A 17,802-nucleotide genomic window follows, 5' to 3' on the forward strand; every position below is an offset into this window, starting at 1 on the left:
ATCGATTACTTCTCGACCTTCGCGAAGGAGGGCGGCCGCGTCGGCAGCGGCGCCCTCGGCAGCGGGCAGGGCGGGGTCGGGCGATGTGCGTGATGACGTACGCGCACCGCTTGCGCGCCCACACCCCCCGCGAGTTCGACCTGCGAAGACGAAAACCTGCCGATCTCCCGGCCACGCCCTGACGGCGTGCAAGCCGGGCCAACGAGAGGACCACCTCCCGTGCCTGCCAGCTTCCGCACTCCACGCACCACCGGCGGCCGCCGCGCCCTGACCGCGGTCACCGCCCTGCCCCTGCTCGCCGTGGTGCTCACTTCCTGCGGTTATGGGTCCGACTCGGACTCCGACGAGAGCGACAAGGCCAAGGTGGCCGCGGGCGCCAAGAAGATCGAGGGCCTGGACGAGGTGAAGATCGGGTACTTCCCGAACCTCACGCACGCCACTGCCCTGGTCGGCGACCAGGAGGGCCTGTTCCAGAAGGAACTGGGCGCGACGAAGGCGAAGTACACGCAGTTCAACGCCGGCCCTTCGGAGATCGAGGCGCTGAACTCGAAGTCCATCGACATCGGCTGGATCGGTCCGTCGCCCTCGATCAACGGCTACACCAAGTCCCAGGGCAAGAACCTGCGCATCATCGGCGGCTCGGCGTCCGGTGGCGTGAAGCTGGTGGTCAACCCCAAGAAGATCAAGTCCCTTGACGACGTCAAGGGCAAGAAGATCGCCACCCCGCAGCTCGGCAACACCCAGGACGTGGCCTTCCTCAACTGGGTCAAGGAAAAGGGCTGGAAGGTCGACGCGGAGAGCGGCAAGGGCGACGTCTCGGTGGTCCGCACCGACAACAAGATCACCCCGGACGCCTACAAGTCCGGCTCGATCGACGGCGCCTGGGTGCCGGAGCCGACCGCGTCCAAGCTGGTCGCCGAGGGTGGCAAGGCGATCCTCGACGAGGCCGACCTGTGGCCGGACAAGAAGTTCGTGATCACGAACATCATCGTGTCGCAGTCGTTCCTCAAGGAGCACCCCAAGGTCGTCGAGGCCGTCCTGCGCGGTTCGGTGAAGACCAACCAGTGGATCAAGGACAACCCCGACAAGGCGAAGGCATCCGCCAACGCGGCCCTCAAGGAAGCGTCCGGCAAGGAGCTGCCCGCCAAGGTCATCGACCCGGCGTGGAAGTCCATCCAGACCACCGATGACCCGCTGGCCGCGACGCTCGACTCCGAGGCGAAGCACGCCGTCAAGGCAGGCCTCCTGGAGGAGCCGAACCTCAAGGGCATCTACGACCTGAAGCCGCTGAACAAGGTCCTCAAGGCCGAGGGCAAGCCCGCTGTCGACGACGCCGGTCTCGGCGTCAAGTAACCCCGGAAACCCGATCAGTTCCCAGGAGGTGACGACCATGGCGACCAGCACCCTCGCCAAGGCGGCGGACGACATCACGGCCGCCCCGCACGCAGCCCGGATCGAGCACGTCTCGAAGTCCTTCGCCACGCCCGCCGGGCAGCAGCTCGTCCTGGACGACATCACGCTCGATGTCGCTCCGGGCGAGTTCGTCACCCTCCTGGGAGCCTCGGGCTGCGGCAAGTCGACGCTGCTCAATCTGGTGGCCGGGCTCGACAAGCCCTCGTCGGGCGACATCGCCACCGACGGCCGCCCGGCCCTGATGTTCCAGGAGCACGCGCTGTTCCCGTGGCTGACCGCGGGCAAGAACATCGAGCTCGCCCTGAAGCTGCGCGGCGTCCCGAAGGCCGAGCGGCGCGAGCGCGCCGAGGAGCTCCTCGGCCTCGTACGGCTCCAGGGGGCGTACGGCAAGCGGGTGCACGAGCTGTCCGGCGGCATGCGCCAGCGTGTGGCCCTGGCCCGTGCCCTCGCGCAGGACGCCAAGATCCTTCTGATGGACGAGCCGTTCGCGGCACTGGACGCGATCACGCGCGACGTCCTGCACGACGAGCTGACCCGCATCTGGCGCGAGACGAACGTCTCCGTCCTCTTCGTCACGCACAACGTGCGCGAGGCCGTCCGCCTCGCCGAGCGCGTCGTGCTCCTCTCGTCGCGTCCCGGCCGGGTGGCGCACGAGTGGCGCGTCGACATCCCCCACCCGCGCCGCATCGAGGACTCCGCCGTGGCGGAACTGTCCGTCGAGATCACCGAACAACTGCGTGGGGAGATCCGCCGACATGGCCAGCACTGACACCCCGGTCGACAAGGTCGCCAAGGCCGACAGGACCGACCGGGACAGCAGCCAGGACCTGGCCGGTCTGGAGGCGGGCCTGGACGCCCTGGACGCGGTCCAGACCCGGCGCACGCCCTTCCGCCAGACCTTCGTCCAGAAGATCCTGCCGCCGGTGACCGCCGTCGTGCTGGTCGTGGTGGTGTGGCAGATCCTGGTGTGGGCCAAGGTCACCGACTCCTACAAGCTGCCCGATCCCTCCTCCGTCTGGCACGAGGTGGAGGACGCCTGGCTGCAGGGCACGCTCCTGGAGTACATCTGGACGTCCGTCTCACGCGGTCTGCTCGGCTTCCTGATGGCACTGGCGATCGGTACGCCGCTCGGCCTGGTCGTGGCCCGGGTCCGTTTCATCCGGGCGGCCATCGGCCCCATCCTCTCGGGTCTCCAGTCGCTGCCGTCGGTGGCGTGGGTTCCCCCGGCCGTGATCTGGCTCGGGCTCAACGACCAGATGATGTACGCGGTGATCCTGCTCGGCGCGGTCCCCTCGATCGCCAACGGCCTGGTCGCGGGCGTCGACCAGGTGCCGCCGCTGTTCCTGCGGGCGGGCCGCACGCTGGGCGCGACGGGCCTGCGCCACACCTGGCACATCGTCATGCCGGCCGCGCTGCCCGGCTACCTCGCGGGCCTGAAGCAGGGCTGGGCCTTCTCCTGGCGCTCGCTCATGGCCGCGGAGATCATCGCGCAGTCCCCCGACCTGGGCATGGGACTCGGCCAGCTCCTGGAGGCGGGCCGCACGAACAGCAGCATGTCGCAGGTGTTCTTCGCGATCCTGCTCATCCTGATCGTCGGCATCGCCATCGACCTGCTGATCTTCAGCCCGCTGGAGCGGCGCGTGCTGCGCAGCCGCGGACTCCTCGTGAGGAGCTGACCCGCCATGTACGCCCGTCCCGTCCTGTTCGTCGTCGCCCACGGCAGCCGCGATCCGCGGCATGCCGCGACGGTGCGCGCCCTGGTGCGCCGGGTGCGGGAGCAGCGGCCGGGGCTGCGGGTGGAGACGGGGTTCCTGGACTTCAACTCGCCCTCGGTCCCCGAGGTCCTGGAGTCCCTGGACGCCGAGGGCGTACGCGATGTGATCGCCCTGCCGCTGCTCCTCACCCGGGCGTTCCACGCGAAGTCGGACATTCCGGCGGTCCTGAGTCAGGCACCGCCCCGGCTCCGCATCCGGCAGGCGGCGGTACTCGGCCCCTCGCCGCTGCTCCTGACCGCTCTGGACCAGCGGCTGTACGAGGCGGGGCTCACCCCCGCCGACAAGTCCTCGACCGGGGTCGTGCTGGCCTCGGCGGGGTCATCGGACCCGGAGGCGATCGCAGTGATCGCTGAAATCGCGCGGGAGTGGCGGCACACCGGTTGGTGCGCCGTGCGGCCTGCGTTCGCCTCCGCATCTCTGCCCCGCACGGAGGACGCCGTGCGGGAACTGCGTGCCCTGGGGGTGCGCAGGGTCGCGGTGGCGCCCTATGTCATCGCGCCCGGTTTCCTGCCCGACCGCATCGAGCGGGGGGCCGCCGAAGCGGACGTCACGGCCCAAGTCCTCGGCCCCTCCGCGGGGCTGGCGCGGCTTCTGGTGCGCCGTTACGACGAGGCGTGCGCCGAGAACGGTGTGGTCGGGCATATGGCGCGGGTTCCCGTGCTGGCCTAGTTTGTGGGTTCATGACCCTCTCCAGATCCCGCACGCTCTGGCTGCGGACCGAGCCCCTGCACGCAGTGATCTATTTCGAGGAGCACTGCCGCGATCTGGGCAGGACGCTGGGCCTCAAGGGCTTCTGGATGGGCTATTTCGCGGCGCGCACCGCTCCCATGGGCCCGGTCGAGTCGGGCCCGGCGACGGCCGCGCTCGGTGTCTTCGCCCCCGGCATGGTGGCGCGGGCCCTGCCCTCCGCCTGGCAGTACGTGTCGCCGGGCCGGATCGTCGAGGAGCGTGCCGCCTCCACCGCGCGGGCCCTGCGCGCCCTCGTCCCGGGCATCGACGACCAGGCCGTCGCCCTCTGTCCACCGCTCGCGGCGATGGTCGCGGACGCCCCGGCGCTGGCCCGCCCGCTGTTCACCGCGAACCGCGACGTGAGCGAGCGGACCGACCCGGTGCAGCGGCTGTGGCAACTGGTCACGTGCGTCCGTGAGTTCAGGGGCGACGCGCATGTCGCCGTGCTCGCCGACCACGGCCTCGACGCCTGCGAGGCGCTGGTGCTCGCCGCCGCCACGGGCCGCGTGGACCAGGACACCATCCGGCACGACCGGGGGTGGGACGAACAGGAGTGGGCGCACGCGGTGGACCGGCTGCGCGGTCGCGGCCTGGTGGACGGGGACGGGCACATCACCGAACGAGGCCGTACGGAGCGGGAGTTGATCGAGGACTCCACGGACCGGCTTTCGGCGCGTCTGCTGCGGCCGCTCGCCGCGCGGGACGCGGACACGCTCCTCGCCGCGCTGGAACGCCCGGTGCGGCAGATCCTGGCGGCGGACGTCCTCCCCTTCCCCAACCCGATCGGACTGCCGCGGCCCACAGGCTGAGCCAATCCGCTTGCGAAGCGGTTCTCCCAGCACCTACCGTCTCGCCGATGACCCCCGTACTCCGTTCCGAGCGTCTGAGCCTGTCCCCCTATGTCGCCGCCGACGAGGAACAGTTCGTCGCACTCCTCCAGGACGAGGCCGTGGGCCGCTGGTTCGGGGACGGGATGCAGAGCGTGGAGCAGACCCACGCGCTGTTCCGCCGCGTCTTCGACCTCGTGTACGCGGAGAACCAGTTCCCGGTGTGGGCGGTGCGGCACGAGGGGCGCTACATAGGCCACGCGGAGATCAAGCCGTCACCCGAGAGCTGGCTCGACGGGCACGAGATCGTCTACGGCCTCTTCCGGGGCAGCTGGGGCATGGGCCTGGGCACGGAACTGGCCCGTCTGCTCACCTCGTACGGCCATCAGACCTTGGCGCTGACCGAGGTGCACGCGACCGTGGACGCGGAGAACACGGCCTCCCTCACCATCCTGAAGCGCCTGGGCTTCACCCAGGGCCGCGCGGTCCCGGAGGACAACGGCCGCACCACGCTCCTGATGACCTCGGTGCTCAGCTGAACTCCTGCCGGTCCGCCGCCGTGGCCCGCTCCTCCGCCTCGGCCACCAGGCCGAGCAACTCGTTCACCGGCATCGACCCGGCCTCCCGCCGCTCCCGCGCGAAGGCGTTCGCCACGCTCTGCAGGGTGGCGTTCACCGGCGTGGGCACCCCGTACAGGCGGCCGAGGAGCGCGATCTCGCCGTTGAGGTAGTCCGCCTCAATGGTTCCCGTACCCCGGCTCAGGCTCTGCCAGGACGAACCGCCGCCGCGCGCCGAGCCGTCGAGGGGCTCCATGCGGATGCGGTCGCCGCGGGCCTCCTTCTGCTCCAGTTCGCCCACCGCCTCGATGCCGGCCGCGGCGAAGACCGCCTCGCCCTCCGCGCGGGCCCGCCGGTAGAGCGCGATGGCCTCGTCGCCCGAGAACGGGCCCGTGACCGCCTCGATGGCATTGGCCAGGTTCGAGAGCAGCTTCCCGTATTTCCAGCGCATCACGTCCGCCACGACGGGCGCGAGCAGCTTCGACTTCTCCAGGTCCGCGGAGATGAGGCGGGCGGTGTCGTCCGTGCCCTTCGGGTAACGGCCGATGTGCAGCATGCCCGTGTAGGGGGCACCCGCCGCCGAGACGGAGCCCGGCTCGACATGGGTCGCGGGCAGCCAGACGCACATGCCGTAGACCCGGCGGAAGCGGCGCAGCGCGATGCGCTCGCTCTCCACGCTGTTCTGCGCACAGACCAGCGGAAGGAGCTCGCCCGCCGTTCCGCCGCCCGCCACCGGGCGGGCGCTCCAGGCGTCGAGGGCGGCCTCGCCGTCCTGGGTCTTCACGGCGAGGAACAGCACGTCGTCCGCGCGCAGCTCACCGAGTTCGGCGGGATCCCGGACGACGGGGAGCCGGTGCGTCGCCGTCCCTTCGGGAGTCCTGACCCGAAGGCCGCCCTCCCGTACCGCCTCGTGGTGCGCACCCCGCGCGACGAGGACCACGTCGTGTCCGCTCTCGGCGAGGCGTCCGCCCATGGTGCCGCCGATCGCCCCTGCTCCGATGATGATGTAACGCATGGGGCCGAGCCTCGCACATCGCACCGGGAGGATCAGGCTTCCGGCGGGCTCTCCACGCTGAACGGCGTCCCCTGGTGGAACCAGAGCAGCCACTCCCCCTCGTACAGCCGCCACAGCGAACTGCGGTGTGCCCTGCGGCCGTTGCTCTCGGTGTCGAAGGTCAGATGCACGACGTCGTCGGCGAGCTGGACGCCCCGCATCCGGGAGTTCACGATCGGCCGGCCGGTCCGGTGCGTGTTCGCGGCCAGCGCCTTGATGATCGACGCGCGGTCCCAGTGGGTGCCGGACGCGCCGAACTCGGTGAACTCCGGGTGCAGCAGCTCCCCGAGCAGCTCGGGCGACGTACGCACCTCGGGGGCGAGCAGGCGCAGTTCGCCCTCGATGGCCGCTTCGACGGCGGGCGTGCGGTCAGCCATGGTCCAGCTCCTGGGTCAGTTCGACCAGCTTGGCGACGGTGTTCCAGTTGCGGGTGGTGGCGGTGACACCCTTCAACAGGGCGGGCCGCGCCAGGACTTCGCCGAGTTTGGAGCGGCCCAGGCCGTCCGGAGCGTAGAGGTAGAGCGCGCGGTCGCCGAGCCGGAACTCCTCGGGCAGGAAGGCCGCCCGGTCGATCGTGTCGAGCCGGGACGCGTCGACCGGCTCGGAGTAGTACGTGATGTGCAGTTGCTTGCCCTCCAGTGAGGCGGCGGGGAAGGGGCAGGCGTCGGCGACCGCCTTCAGGTAGGCGCCGTCGCGCACCAGGACCTGCACGTCGAAGCCGAAGTGCCCCTCGATGGCCTCGCTCACCCGCGCGGCCAGGGCGTCCTCGTCGGTGGCCTCGCTGGTGAAGACCGCGTTGCCGCTCTGCAGATGAGTGCGTACGTCGCCGAGACCCAGCCCGTCGAGCAGGGGGCGCAACTCCGCCATCGGCAGCTTTCTGCTGCCGCCCACGTTGATGCCGCGCAGGAGCGCCGCGTATGCCTTGACCGTCATCCGCACACCATAAGACGGCCGCCGCGCCCCGTGGGGGTGGGCGCGGCGGCCGTCGGTCAGTGGGTGTTACTCGACGACCTTGAGCAGCTTGTTGGGCGTGCCCTCGCTCGGGTTCGAGATCTTGTCCGGGGTCGCACCGTCGGTCAGCGCCTTGGCGACGGCGTCCGGCTTGGCGTCCGGGTGGGCCGCGACGTAGACGGCTGCGGCGCCCACGACGTGCGGGGTCGCCATCGACGTACCGGAGATGGTGTTGGTGGCGTTGTCATCGGTGTTCCAGTCGGACGTGATGTCCGAGCCCGGAGCGTAGATGTCCACGGCCTTGCCGAAGTTGGAGAAGTCCGACTGCTCGTCGTCCTTGGTGGAGGACGCGACCGTGATGGCTTCCTTCACCCGGGCCGGGGAGCCCTGCGAGGCGTCCGCGGACTCGTTGCCGGCCGCGACCGCGAAGGTGACGCCGGCGGCGATCGCCTTCTGGACCGCGGCGTCCAGCGCCTCGTCGGCGCCGCCGCCCAGGCTCATGTTGGCGACCGACGGGCCCTCGTGGTTCTTGGTGACCCAGTCGATGCCCGCGACGACCTGCTCGGTGGTGCCGGAGCCCTGGTCGTCCAGGACGCGGACCGCGACGATCTTCGCCTTCTTGGCGACACCGTGCGCCTCACCGGCGATGGTGCCGGCGACGTGCGTGCCGTGGCCGTTGCCGTCGTCCGCGTTGTCGTCGTTGTCGACGGCGTCGAAGCCGGACTTGGCGCGACCGCCGAAGTCCTTGTGGCTGACGCGGACTCCGGTGTCGATGACGTACGCGGTGGCGCCCTCACCGGCGGCGTCCGGGTACGTGTACTTCTTGTCGGCGGCGGTGTCCGCCTGGTCGATGCGGTCCAGGCCCCACGACGGCGGGTTGTCCTGGGTGGCGTCGATGGAGAACTTCTTCGACTGGACGACCTTGCCGACGGCCGGGTCGGCGGCCAGGCGCCTGGCCTCGGTCTCGCTGAGGTCCTTGGCGGAGAAGCCGTTGATCGCGGAGGAGTAGTTCCGCTTGAGCTCGCCGCCGTACTTGTCGGCGAGGTCGGACTTGGCGCCCTTGTCGGCCTTCTCGTCGAGCATGACGATGTAGCTGCCGGAGACGGCGCCCTTGGCGTTGGCTCCGTATACCTTGCCCTCGGCGGGGGTTGCCGCGCCGGCGAACGAGGTGGCGAAGACGGTGACGCCGACCGCGGTGGCCGCGGTGGCTATCGCCGCTACAAGCTTCACCGAGCGGACACGCTTGTGAGTTGCCATGAAGAGGGATCTCCTCGTGGTGATGTGGGGGGATGTGGGGGGTTTCAAAACTTCACTGCAACAGCCCTCGAGATCCGGAAGATCTCCGGGCGTTGGGACGAAACCATGTCTGATTGACGCGCCCAGATCAATACCTACATGCACCTGTGACTTGTTCAACAAGGTTCTGTAATAACAAAACGGGCCCCCGCCGCCAGATCGGACACGGGGCGGCCCAACCCTCTCAAGTCGTCATAGATGTAAGGGGCTTGTGACGGCCGGACTCCTTCTTGACGAGGAGGGCTCCCGGTCCGCAGGGAGGAGAGCGCGCCCACCCGGTTCACCGGCCAGCACGACGAGCGAATACCGGCCCCGCCCTAGCTTCGAGCCATGGGGAATCAGCAGACGCGAGTACGGGGGATAGCCGCTCGGGCCGGTGGATGGAGCGCCAGGCACCGATGGGCGGCCGTGGGCATCTGGGTGCTCTTCGTCGTCGTGTCCATGGGCCTGGGCTCAGCCGTGGGCCGGACCGACGTCGACCAGAACGACCTCAAGGGAGAGATCAACCAGGCGACACGGATCGTGGACGACGCCGGTATCAAGGAACCGGTCGGCGAGAGCGTCCTGATCCAGGCCAAGGAGACCGGCGGAGACGCCCTCAAGGCGACCGACCCGCGCTTCCGGCGGGCCGTCGACGACGTCATGAAGGCGGTCGGGGCCACCGGAGAGGTGACGGCGGTGACGTCGCCGTACAAGAGCGACTCGGTGTCCAGGGACGGCCGGAGCGCGCTGGTGCGGTTCGACATGCGCGGCGACGACGAGACGGCGGGCGACCGGGTCGGGCCTGTCCTCGACGCGGTCGACAAGGTGGCGGACGCGCACGGGCGCGACGGCCTGAGGATCGAGGAGATCGGCGGCGCCAGCATGCAGAGGACGCTCGACGACGCCCTCGGCAACGACTTCCAGCAGGCCGAGTACTCCGCCGTGCCGGTCGCCTTCGGCATCCTGCTCATCGCCTTCGGCGCGCTGGTCGCCGCGCTTCTTCCGGTGGCCCTGGCCATCACCGCGATCATGGCGACGATGGGCCTGATGGCGGTGGTCAGCCAGGTCCAGCCGATGAGCGAGACGGCGAACTCGGTGATGCTCCTGGTGGGTCTCGCCGTCGGCGTCGACTACTGCCTCTTCTATCTGCGGCGCGAGCGCGAGGAGCGCGCCAAGGGCCGTGACGCGCAGACCGCGCTGAGCATCGCGGCGGCCACCAGCGGCCGGGCCGTGGTCGTCTCGGGCATCACGGTGTGCGTGGCGATGGCGGGCATGCTGTTCACGGGCATCGGCGAGTTCGAGGCGATGGGCGTCGCCTCGCTGATGGTGGTCGCGGTCGCCATGGTGGGTTCGGTGACGGTCCTGCCCGCGCTGCTCTCGCTCCTCGGCGAGCGGGTGGAGAAGGGCCGTGTGCCGTTCCTGCGGCGCAGGGAGCGGGCGGGCGGCGTGCCCAGCGAGAGCAGGCTGTGGCGGGCGGTCGTCGGCCGGGTCCTGAAGCGCCCTGCCGTGTCGGTGGCGATCGCGGCGGGCGTCCTCGCGGCGATCGCGCTGCCCGCGCTCGGCATGAAGACCCAACAGCTCACGCTGAACCAGGAATTCGGTGACTCGCTGCCGATCGTGGCGACGTACGACCGGGTGAACGAGGCGTTTCCGGGTGGCTCGGAACCCGCCGAGGTCGTGGTCAAGGCCGACGACATCGAGGCGGCTCCGGTACGGGTGGCGATCGCCGACTTCCGCAAGCAGGCGGTGAGTTCGGGGGCTTCCGACGGTCCGGTCGACGTGCAGGTGCACGAGCGGGAGAACGTGGCGTTTCTCACTGTGCCGCTGGTCGGCGGCTCCGATCAAGGAGTGGCCGAGAAGAGCCTCGACCTCCTGCGGGACACGGTGCGGCCCGCGACGCTGGGCGAGGTCGACGGCGTCGAGGCACCGGTGACGGGTCAGGTGGCCGGATCGAAGGACTTCAACGACCAGCTCTCGTCGTCGGTCCCGCCGGTCTTCGCGTTCGTGGTGGCCTTCGCGTTCCTGCTGATGCTGCTGTCGTTCCGCTCGCTGACGATCGCGATCACGTCGATCGTCCTCAACCTGCTGTCGGTGGGCGCGGCCTACGGAATCCTGGTGATGGTCTTCCAGCACGGCTGGGGCGCCTCGCTGGTGGGCGCGGAGGGCGTGGGCGCGATCATCGCGTGGCTGCCGCTGTTCCTGTTCGTGATCCTGTTCGGCCTGTCGATGGACTACCACGTGTTCGTCGTCTCCCGGATCCGGGAGGCGCGGCTTCAGGGACGTACGACGAAGGACGCGATCAGCCACGGCGTGGTGACCACGGCGGGGGTCGTGACGAGCGCGGCAGTGATCATGGTCGCCGTCTTCGCGATCTTCGGGACGCTGTCGATGCAGTCCATGAAACAGATGGGCGTCGGCCTCGCGGCGGCGGTCCTGATCGACGCGACGGTGATCCGCGGGGTACTGCTCCCGGCCGTGATGGCACTGCTCGGCGAGCGGAACTGGTATCTGCCGCGGTGGCTGCGGTGGCTGCCGGACCTGACGCATGACGAGTCGGTGGTGGAGGGGCAGGTGGCTCCGGCGGTGGAGGCGGAGCAGGTGCGGGCCTGACGAACGCCGGATGGGCTGGAGATCTCCAGCCCATCCGGATACTTCCAGCCCGTCCGGCGCTTGAGGACGAACTCGGCGAGGCCGGTGACGTTTACACCGCGGCCATGAGCTTGCGCTCCTCGAAGGAATCGATCGTCCGCGTGAAGTCCCGCGTGGACAGCAGCAGCTTGTAAATGATGGCGAGCTCGAAGACGAGCAGCAGCGCACCGGAGACGATCGTCGCGGGCAGCACCACGTCGAAGATCGGGCCGATCATGAAGACGCCCATCTGGAACTCGATGCCGCTCACCAGGTGCGTACGGATCCGGTGGCGCAGCAGGAAGGACCGCGCCCGCAGATACGCGGGGAACTTGCCCCGGAACTCCTGGTGCAGGTCGATGACCTGTCGCTTGGGCGCGGGCTCGGGAGCCTCCGGGGCCTCCGGAACCCCCTGCTCGGACTGCGCCTTCTGCATGTCCTGCTCGATGTCGGCCTCGGGGTTGTCCCGGAGAAGGTCCTCCATGAACGCCAGCTCGGCTTCGTTCTCGGCCCGGCGGGCCGCCCGCATGCGGACCTTGATCTGCTTGCGCATGGTGTGCCGGATCTTGAAGATCTCGAGCCCGTTGATGTACCGCAGGGTGTCGAGGGCGACCACGGCGACCGCGGCCCAGATGTAGAAGGCATCACCGGTGCGGTGGAACTGCCCGCCCATCAGCGCCACCGCACACGCCATCACGCGGATGCGGTCGAAGACGAAGTCGAGCCACGCGCCGAAGACCGAGCCGGTGCCGGTGAGGCGGGCGACCTTCCCGTCCATGCAGTCGAGGATGAAGCTGAAGTGATAGACGACCGCACCGGCGACGAGCCACTGCCAGTCACCCATCGCGAAGAACGCCGCGGAGACGAGCCCCAGCAGGAACGCACCCCAGGTGATCTGGTTGGGCGTGATCCTGGTCCGCATCGCCGTCCACCGCACGAGCGGCGTGGCGACGGGGTCGACCAGAATCACGGTCCACCACGCATCGCGCTTCTTCTGGGTGATGCGGCGCACCTCGTCGAGGGGCGGTATGTCTCGTCGCATGGGGGTCAACTTCCTGGCGTTCGCGGAACGTTCACCTCACGCTAAGAAGGTATTGGTTCAAGGAACAAGAACCTGACCGTGCAACCTTTGGCCGGGGGTAACGGTCAACCTTTCAGGACGAGTCAATACCTATGCCAGAACCACCCTGCGTTACCTGAGCGTTATCGAATGACAGGCTCGTAACAGAATGGGCCGGGGCGCAACGGAAATGCCTCGCGGAGCATCAAACCTCACCCCGTCCGGCCGCCTTCGCGAGTTCTTCCTCGATCAGGTCCGCGGCCATCTTCGTGCCGCCCTCCCCCGCCATCCCGGCCCGCACCTCGGCGAGGCGCCGCGCCACCTCCGGGTCACCGGCCAGGCCCAGTACGGCCTCCCGCAAGGCCTCCGCGGTGGCTTCCTCCATCGGTACGTGCCGGGCCACTCCGAGCGCCTGGAGCATGTCCGCGTTGCCGAACTGGTCGACGGCCTGCGGCACCGCGACCATCGGCGTCGCGGTGGCGAGCCCCTCCTGGCTGCCGCCCGCTCCGGCGTGCGTGATGAAGGCGTCGGCCTGCTTGAGGACCGCGAGCTGCGGCACCCACTGCCGGACCTCCACGTTCCCGGGGATCTCCCCCAGTTCGCCCGCCTCGACGTGCCTGCCGACCTGGAGCACCACATGCCACCCGGGCAGATCCCCGAAGGCCTCTATGCACGCGCGGTAGAAGGCGGGCTGCTTGGTGAAGGACGAGCCGAGCGAGACGAGCAGCACCTTCTCCGCACCGGCGGGGCGCCGCCAGTCGCCCTGCGCCGAGCGGTCGCCCTGGCAGGCGCCGACGAACGTGTGCACCGTCTCGTCGACCCGGTCGGCGTTCGGCTGGAGCGCCTTGGGGATCAGGACGAGCGAGCGCGGCGGGCGGCCGACGAAGGGATCGGGGTGCTGCGTGATCCCGTTCTCCTCCAGCCAGGCGTGGAAGCGCGCGTAGTAGGCCTGCCCGCGCGCGGTCTCCTTCAGGTCGGCGTACATCGGCTCGGCGACCTCCTCCTCGTAACCGTCCCAGGCGACCAGGTTCGGCGAGAGCGAGATCTCGGGCACACCCCACCGACGGGCGAGCACGCGTGCGGGGTAGGAGGTGATGTCGTGCAGGACGAGGTCCGGCTCGTCACCCTCGTACGCCGCCGCCAGTTGCGGCAGCGTCTCGATCGCCTCGGTGAGGAACGGCTCGATGTTGTCGATCAGTTCGGTCCCCCAGGCCTCCGGGTCGTCGTCCGGGGCCGGCAGCGTCGTCTCGAAGAGGACGGGTTCGGCGCCGGTCTCGGCGACCTTCTCGGCGAAGAGGTGCGGGATCGCGTACGTGACGCGGTGGCCGCGGGCGACGAGCTCGCGGATCACTTCGAGACTCGGGTTGACGTGCCCGTGCGCGGCGATCGAGAACATGGCGATGTGGGCACGCTGGCGTGTGGTCATGCCGGAACCCTAAACGAGACGAGACGTCTCGTGCAACTTAAAAGAGGGATCGACTCCCCCTCGGCCTACTCGACGTCCAGGCCGCTCCGCGACGCGGCATCGTTGTAACGCAGCAGGCACTCGGCGAACTTCTCCAGGTCCGGCCCGCTCCAGTCCGTGAGCCGCTCCTGGAACGCGACCCGGCGCGCGTCGGTGACCTGCGCGAGCACCTCGATGCCCCGCTCGGTGAGGTGCAGTACGTGCACGCGGTGATCGGTCGGGTCGAGCCGCCGCTCCACGAGACCGGACTTCTCCAGCGCGCCCACCTGCCTGCTGATCGTCGACTTGTCCAGCGTGTAGTGCGCGGCGAGGTCCGTGGCCCGGCATCCGCCCTGGTACTCCAGGTGACTCAGGAGCGTGTACGACACGAGCGAGAGCTCGGGGTGCATCCGCGCGGCGGTGGCGCGGGCCCGCCGGGCGAACGCCGTCATCTCCCGCTGAATGATCTCGATGGACCCGTCCCGGTCGGCCACGATTTCTCCCTCTCCACGAATGGTTGTACAGTACAACACCAAGATTGAGTGTATAAGCCAACTATTGCGAGAGGTCTTCCGATGACCGCCACCTCGGCGCCCGCCCACAAGGCATCAGCCGGCCCGGCAACCGCCTCCGGACCACTCCGCCATGTCCTCCTCCATCTCGTGACGCCCCTGCTGATGTGCCTCGGCATGGGCCTCGCCTACATGGGCGCCTTCGTCACACCGGAGCCGCACGACATGCCGATCGCCGTCGTCGGATCGGGCGAGCAGACGCAGGCCCTCGCGCAGACCGTCAAGGACAAGGCGGGCGACGCCCTCGACGTACGGACCGTCGGCTCCCGCGCGCAGGCGGTCGACGCGCTCAGGTCGATGGACATATCGGGGGCCTACGTCCCCGACGCCGGGCACCCCGAGGTGATCGTGGCCACCGCGGGCTCCGACATGAGCGCCATGGCGGTCGAGAAGATCTTCACGCCCGTCGCGGCGGAGCGGGGCGTCCCGCTGAAGGTCACCGATGTCGCGCCCACCGTCGACGACGACCCCACGGGCCAGGGCCTGTTCTTCCTGCTCGTCGCGGTGAGCATCGGCTCGTACGCGTCCGTGGCGGCGCTGGGCGCCGCGGGCGCCGGGATGCGGATGCGGGCCCGCGCGGGGCTCGTCGTCGGCGTCTCGTTCGCCGTGAGCCTGATCGGCGCGGCGCTCGCCGGACCCGTCTTCCATCTGGCGCACCAGGGCCTGTGGGGCGTGTGGGCCATGGCGTGGCTGTACGCGGCCGGGATCCTGTTCGTCGGCATCGGGCTGCACACGTTCCTGAAGCGCTGGACGACGCTGACGATGATGATCCTCTTCGTGATGCTCAACTTCACGTCGTCCGGCGGTCTGTTCAGGCCGGAACTCCAGAACGGCTTCTTCGGCTCGCTGCACGCCTTCTGGAACGGCGCCGGATTCGTCGAGGGCATCCGCAGCCACCTCTACTTCGGCGGCCGGGGCATGGCCCAGCACGTGTGGACGCTGGCCGCGTGGCTGCTGCTCGGCCTGGTGATCACCGGCATCGCGGCCCTCTGGGAGCGGCGGCAGCGCGCAGCAGTGGCCGTGCCCGCGACCGGCGGCGAGGCCGGGCACGGGCAGCGGGAGCAGCGGGAGCAGCGGGAGCAGGAAGAGGAGATGGAGGAGTCGGTGGCCGTGTGACGGCCACCGACGCCGTACCGGCCGTGCCGCCTAGTGCCGTTCGGAGTACGCCCGGGCGGAAGCCTGCGGCCAGTACTCCTCGGGGGCGGGCGGCGGCGCGTCCGGTGTGTGGTGGCGGCCCCGGGTCCTGTCCGACCTGCGCGGCCACCACAGCCCGCGGCCGAGGAGCGCGGCGAGCGCGGGCACCAGGACGAGGGAGAGCACGAGCGAGGACAGCAGGATCCCCAGGCCGGTGGCGAAGCCGATCTCCTGGGTGGAGGGGCTCGCGGCGAGACTGGCGAAGGAACCCGCGAGCACGATGCCGGCCGTGGCGACGGCGGGTGCGGTGTGCCGGACCGCCTCGGCCACCGCGTGCCGCGCCGGGACCGGCTTCTCCATCTCCTCCCTGATCCGGTCGGTGATCAGGATGTTGTAGTCGGTGCCGAGGGCGACGACGAACAGGAAGAGCACCAGGGGCAGCGTGAACGACACCCCGGGCCGGTCGAGGCCGTGCTGGAAGAGGAGTGTGCTCGCGCCAAGGGTGGCCACGAACCCGAGCCCCACGGCGATCATCAGGACGACCGGTGCGAGCAGGGAGCGCAGCAGCAGGAAGAGGATCACAGCGATCAGCAGGGCGGCGACCGGGAACACCAGGCGCAGGTCCTTCTCCACGGCCGTCGAGATGTCGGCGAATACGGCGGCCGTTCCCGTGACGTACGCCTTGGTGCCCTGCGGGGTGGTCCGCGCTGCCGTGTCCCTGACGGGCCCGGAGACCAGGTCGCGCGCCTTCTGCGTATCGGACTCGACGCTCAGGAACAGGTCGATCCGCGCGGCCGTGCGGTCCTTGCTGAGGACCGGCCTGCCCACCTCGCCGACGCCCTGAGCCTTGGCGAGGCCACGGGTCATGCCGGTGAGTGAACTCGCCTTGATGTCACGGCCGTCGGTGCTCTGTACGTACACGCTGTGCGGGTCGGACACACCCGCGGGCAGGCTGCGGGAGATCTGCTCCGCCGTCCGGACCGCGGCGGTCTCGTGCAGGCCCTGCTGGTCGTAGCTCATCTTCATGCCGAGCGCGCCGGCGCCGAGCGCGCCGAGCAGCACCAGGCTGCCGAGGGCGTACCGCACGGGCCGTGCGGTCACCGCGTGCCCCAGGCGGGCGCTGATCCCACCGGTGCGCTCCTTCTTCCAGGCGCGGGCGGGCCAGAACATGCCGCGGCCGAGCACGGCGAGGAGGGCGGGCATGAGCGTGAGGCTGGCGAGGAGCATGACGAGCACGGAGATCGCGATGGCGGGGCCGAGGACCCGGAACTGCCCGAAGCTCGCCAGGCCGAGCGTCGCGAACGCCGCCACGATCGTCAGGGCCGCGGACGTGATCGCGCTGCCCACGCGCCCTGTCGTCTCGGCCGCGGCCGACCGGGCGTTCTGCTCGGGATGGTTCCGCAGCTGCTCCCTGAACCGGAACATCAGGAAGAGGAAATAGTCGATCCCGATTCCCAGGAGCACGACACCGATCAGCGAGGGAGTGGACGGGTCGAGGTCGATGCCGAAGAGCTTCGCCGCGCCGACCACCGCTCCCGATGCGACACCGCCGATCAGCGCGACCGCGATGAGCGGCACGAACGCGGCGGCCAGGCTGCGGAACACCAGCACGTTCAGGATGACGATGAGGCCCATCGTCAGGCTGCCGACGACTTTCCCCGTGGGCTCCTCGGCATCCGTGTTGTCCACCGTGGAGGCTATTCCGCCGGTGAATCCCACCCGCAGGCCGTCGGCGGCGAATTCGTCCTTCGCGCCGTCCCGGAATTTCTTGTAGACGTCCTGCAGACCCGGGTCGGCGGGATTTCCGGAGAGCGAGACCGTCAGGAGCCGGAAGGACTTGTCGGGGGCGACGGCTCCCGGCGAGACCCGCGGGGTCTGGGAGTGGTCCTTCATGAGTTCTTCGGGCTTCGGTGCGACGATCCGCTCCCGGCCCAGATCGGCCGCGGTGGCGGCGATCCGGCGCTGGTCGCCCGCCGTGAGCCTCTTGCCGTCGTCCCTGCCGACCAGCACGGTCAGGGCGTTGGGGTCGGGCTTGGTGCCGAACTCGTCCTCAGCGATGCGCAGGGCGACGGCCGAGTCGTACTTCTTGGGCAGGAAATCCCCCGCCTGGGAGTCGGTGACGTCGTACATCATCGCATTCCCCACAAGCGACAGGGCCGCTCCGAGGATGGTCCAGACGACGATCGTCAGCCATCGATGTCGGGTGGAGAACGAGGTCAGCTTGCGGATCATTTCTTGTCCCTGCTTTTTCCCGGGCGGCGGAATGGCCAGGAGAATTCCTCGAGGCTCCAACAGGTCATCACGGAACACCCCTTGAGAACGTCGGCCGCCGGAAGGGGACGCACCCCTGACCGTGGTCCGGTACTCCGTCGCGGGCAGT

Annotated in this window: 16 protein-coding genes; 8 read left to right on the plus strand and 8 right to left on the minus strand. The window is 69.7% G+C overall.

Translation table 11 applies throughout. The features are described from left to right. The first annotated feature begins 219 nt into the window (after positions 1–219). From OG302_RS10910 to OG302_RS10935, 6 genes are read left to right on the plus strand one after another with little or no spacing between them, the layout of a single operon-like run. A complete protein-coding gene (locus tag OG302_RS10910) occupies positions 220–1,353 on the plus strand; it encodes an aliphatic sulfonate ABC transporter substrate-binding protein (RefSeq protein ID WP_371526607.1) in 1,134 nt (377 codons plus the stop codon). Between the two features lie 37 nt (positions 1,354–1,390). Continuing rightward, on the plus strand, positions 1,391–2,182 hold the full coding sequence (locus OG302_RS10915; RefSeq protein WP_371526608.1) for an ABC transporter ATP-binding protein: 792 nt from the start codon (positions 1,391–1,393) through the stop codon (positions 2,180–2,182). Next, positions 2,169–3,089, plus strand: a complete 921-nt coding sequence (locus tag OG302_RS10920) for an ABC transporter permease (protein WP_371526609.1) — start codon at positions 2,169–2,171, stop codon at positions 3,087–3,089. Before OG302_RS10915 ends, OG302_RS10920 begins: the two co-directional genes overlap by 14 nt. Positions 3,090–3,095: 6 nt before the next feature. Beyond that, positions 3,096–3,857 (plus strand): sirohydrochlorin chelatase, encoded by a 762-nt coding sequence (locus tag OG302_RS10925; RefSeq protein WP_371526610.1) that lies wholly within the window; start codon positions 3,096–3,098, stop codon positions 3,855–3,857. Between the two features lie 11 nt (positions 3,858–3,868). Continuing rightward, positions 3,869–4,726, plus strand: coding sequence for a hypothetical protein (locus OG302_RS10930; protein ID WP_371526611.1), 858 nt, complete (start codon positions 3,869–3,871; stop codon positions 4,724–4,726). A gap of 47 nt (positions 4,727–4,773) precedes the next feature. Further along, positions 4,774–5,283 carry a GNAT family N-acetyltransferase gene (locus OG302_RS10935; protein WP_361839133.1) on the plus strand — a complete coding sequence of 170 codons (510 nt, stop codon included), beginning with the start codon at positions 4,774–4,776 and terminating at the stop codon, positions 5,281–5,283. Here OG302_RS10935 and OG302_RS10940 read toward each other — a convergent pair. The 4 genes from OG302_RS10940 to OG302_RS10955 all read right to left on the minus strand — a co-directional run bounded on the left by OG302_RS10940 (position 5,276) and on the right by OG302_RS10955 (position 8,563). Further along, positions 5,276–6,316, minus strand: a complete 1,041-nt coding sequence (locus OG302_RS10940) for a ketopantoate reductase family protein (RefSeq protein ID WP_371526612.1) — start codon at positions 6,314–6,316, stop codon at positions 5,276–5,278. The genes OG302_RS10935 and OG302_RS10940 overlap by 8 nt on opposite strands. A gap of 32 nt (positions 6,317–6,348) precedes the next feature. Next, positions 6,349–6,732: a DUF4440 domain-containing protein gene (locus OG302_RS10945; protein ID WP_371526613.1), complete on the minus strand. Its 384-nt coding sequence runs from the start codon at positions 6,730–6,732 to the stop codon at positions 6,349–6,351. Continuing rightward, a complete protein-coding gene (locus OG302_RS10950) occupies positions 6,725–7,288 on the minus strand; it encodes a DUF1697 domain-containing protein (protein ID WP_371526614.1) in 564 nt (187 codons plus the stop codon). The genes OG302_RS10945 and OG302_RS10950 overlap by 8 nt, the downstream gene beginning before the upstream one ends. A gap of 66 nt (positions 7,289–7,354) precedes the next feature. Then, positions 7,355–8,563 (minus strand): S8 family serine peptidase, encoded by a 1,209-nt coding sequence (locus tag OG302_RS10955; RefSeq protein ID WP_371526615.1) that lies wholly within the window; start codon positions 8,561–8,563, stop codon positions 7,355–7,357. Between the two features lie 369 nt (positions 8,564–8,932). Between OG302_RS10955 and OG302_RS10960 the strand changes: the two genes are divergently transcribed. After that, positions 8,933–11,194, plus strand: coding sequence for an MMPL family transporter (locus OG302_RS10960; RefSeq protein WP_371526616.1), 2,262 nt, complete (start codon positions 8,933–8,935; stop codon positions 11,192–11,194). A 91-nt stretch (positions 11,195–11,285) separates the two neighbouring features. Here the strand turns inward: OG302_RS10960 and OG302_RS10965 are convergent, their stop codons facing one another. The 3 genes from OG302_RS10965 to OG302_RS10975 all read right to left on the minus strand — a co-directional run bounded on the left by OG302_RS10965 (position 11,286) and on the right by OG302_RS10975 (position 14,210). After that, on the minus strand, positions 11,286–12,254 hold the full coding sequence (locus OG302_RS10965) for a CDP-alcohol phosphatidyltransferase family protein (RefSeq protein ID WP_371526617.1): 969 nt from the start codon (positions 12,252–12,254) through the stop codon (positions 11,286–11,288). Positions 12,255–12,477: 223 nt separating this feature from the next. Continuing rightward, on the minus strand, positions 12,478–13,698 hold the full coding sequence (gene mgt / locus OG302_RS10970) for a macrolide-inactivating glycosyltransferase (protein WP_371526618.1): 1,221 nt from the start codon (positions 13,696–13,698) through the stop codon (positions 12,478–12,480). A 65-nt stretch (positions 13,699–13,763) separates the two neighbouring features. Further along, the gene (locus tag OG302_RS10975) at positions 13,764–14,210 is read right to left on the minus strand and encodes a MarR family winged helix-turn-helix transcriptional regulator (protein WP_371526619.1); all 447 of its coding nucleotides are present in this window, start codon (positions 14,208–14,210) and stop codon (positions 13,764–13,766) included. Positions 14,211–14,291: 81 nt separating this feature from the next. On the opposite strand from OG302_RS10975, the gene OG302_RS10980 reads away from it, so the two are divergent. Further along, positions 14,292–15,404 carry a hypothetical protein gene (locus OG302_RS10980; protein ID WP_371526620.1) on the plus strand — a complete coding sequence of 371 codons (1,113 nt, stop codon included), beginning with the start codon at positions 14,292–14,294 and terminating at the stop codon, positions 15,402–15,404. A gap of 30 nt (positions 15,405–15,434) precedes the next feature. Here OG302_RS10980 and OG302_RS10985 read toward each other — a convergent pair whose 3' ends face one another. Beyond that, positions 15,435–17,654 carry an MMPL family transporter gene (locus tag OG302_RS10985; protein WP_371526621.1) on the minus strand — a complete coding sequence of 740 codons (2,220 nt, stop codon included), beginning with the start codon at positions 17,652–17,654 and terminating at the stop codon, positions 15,435–15,437. Positions 17,655–17,802: the final 148 nt, after the last annotated feature.

This window comes from Streptomyces sp. NBC_01283 (genome assembly GCF_041435335.1).
Taxonomy (GTDB): domain Bacteria; phylum Actinomycetota; class Actinomycetes; order Streptomycetales; family Streptomycetaceae; genus Streptomyces.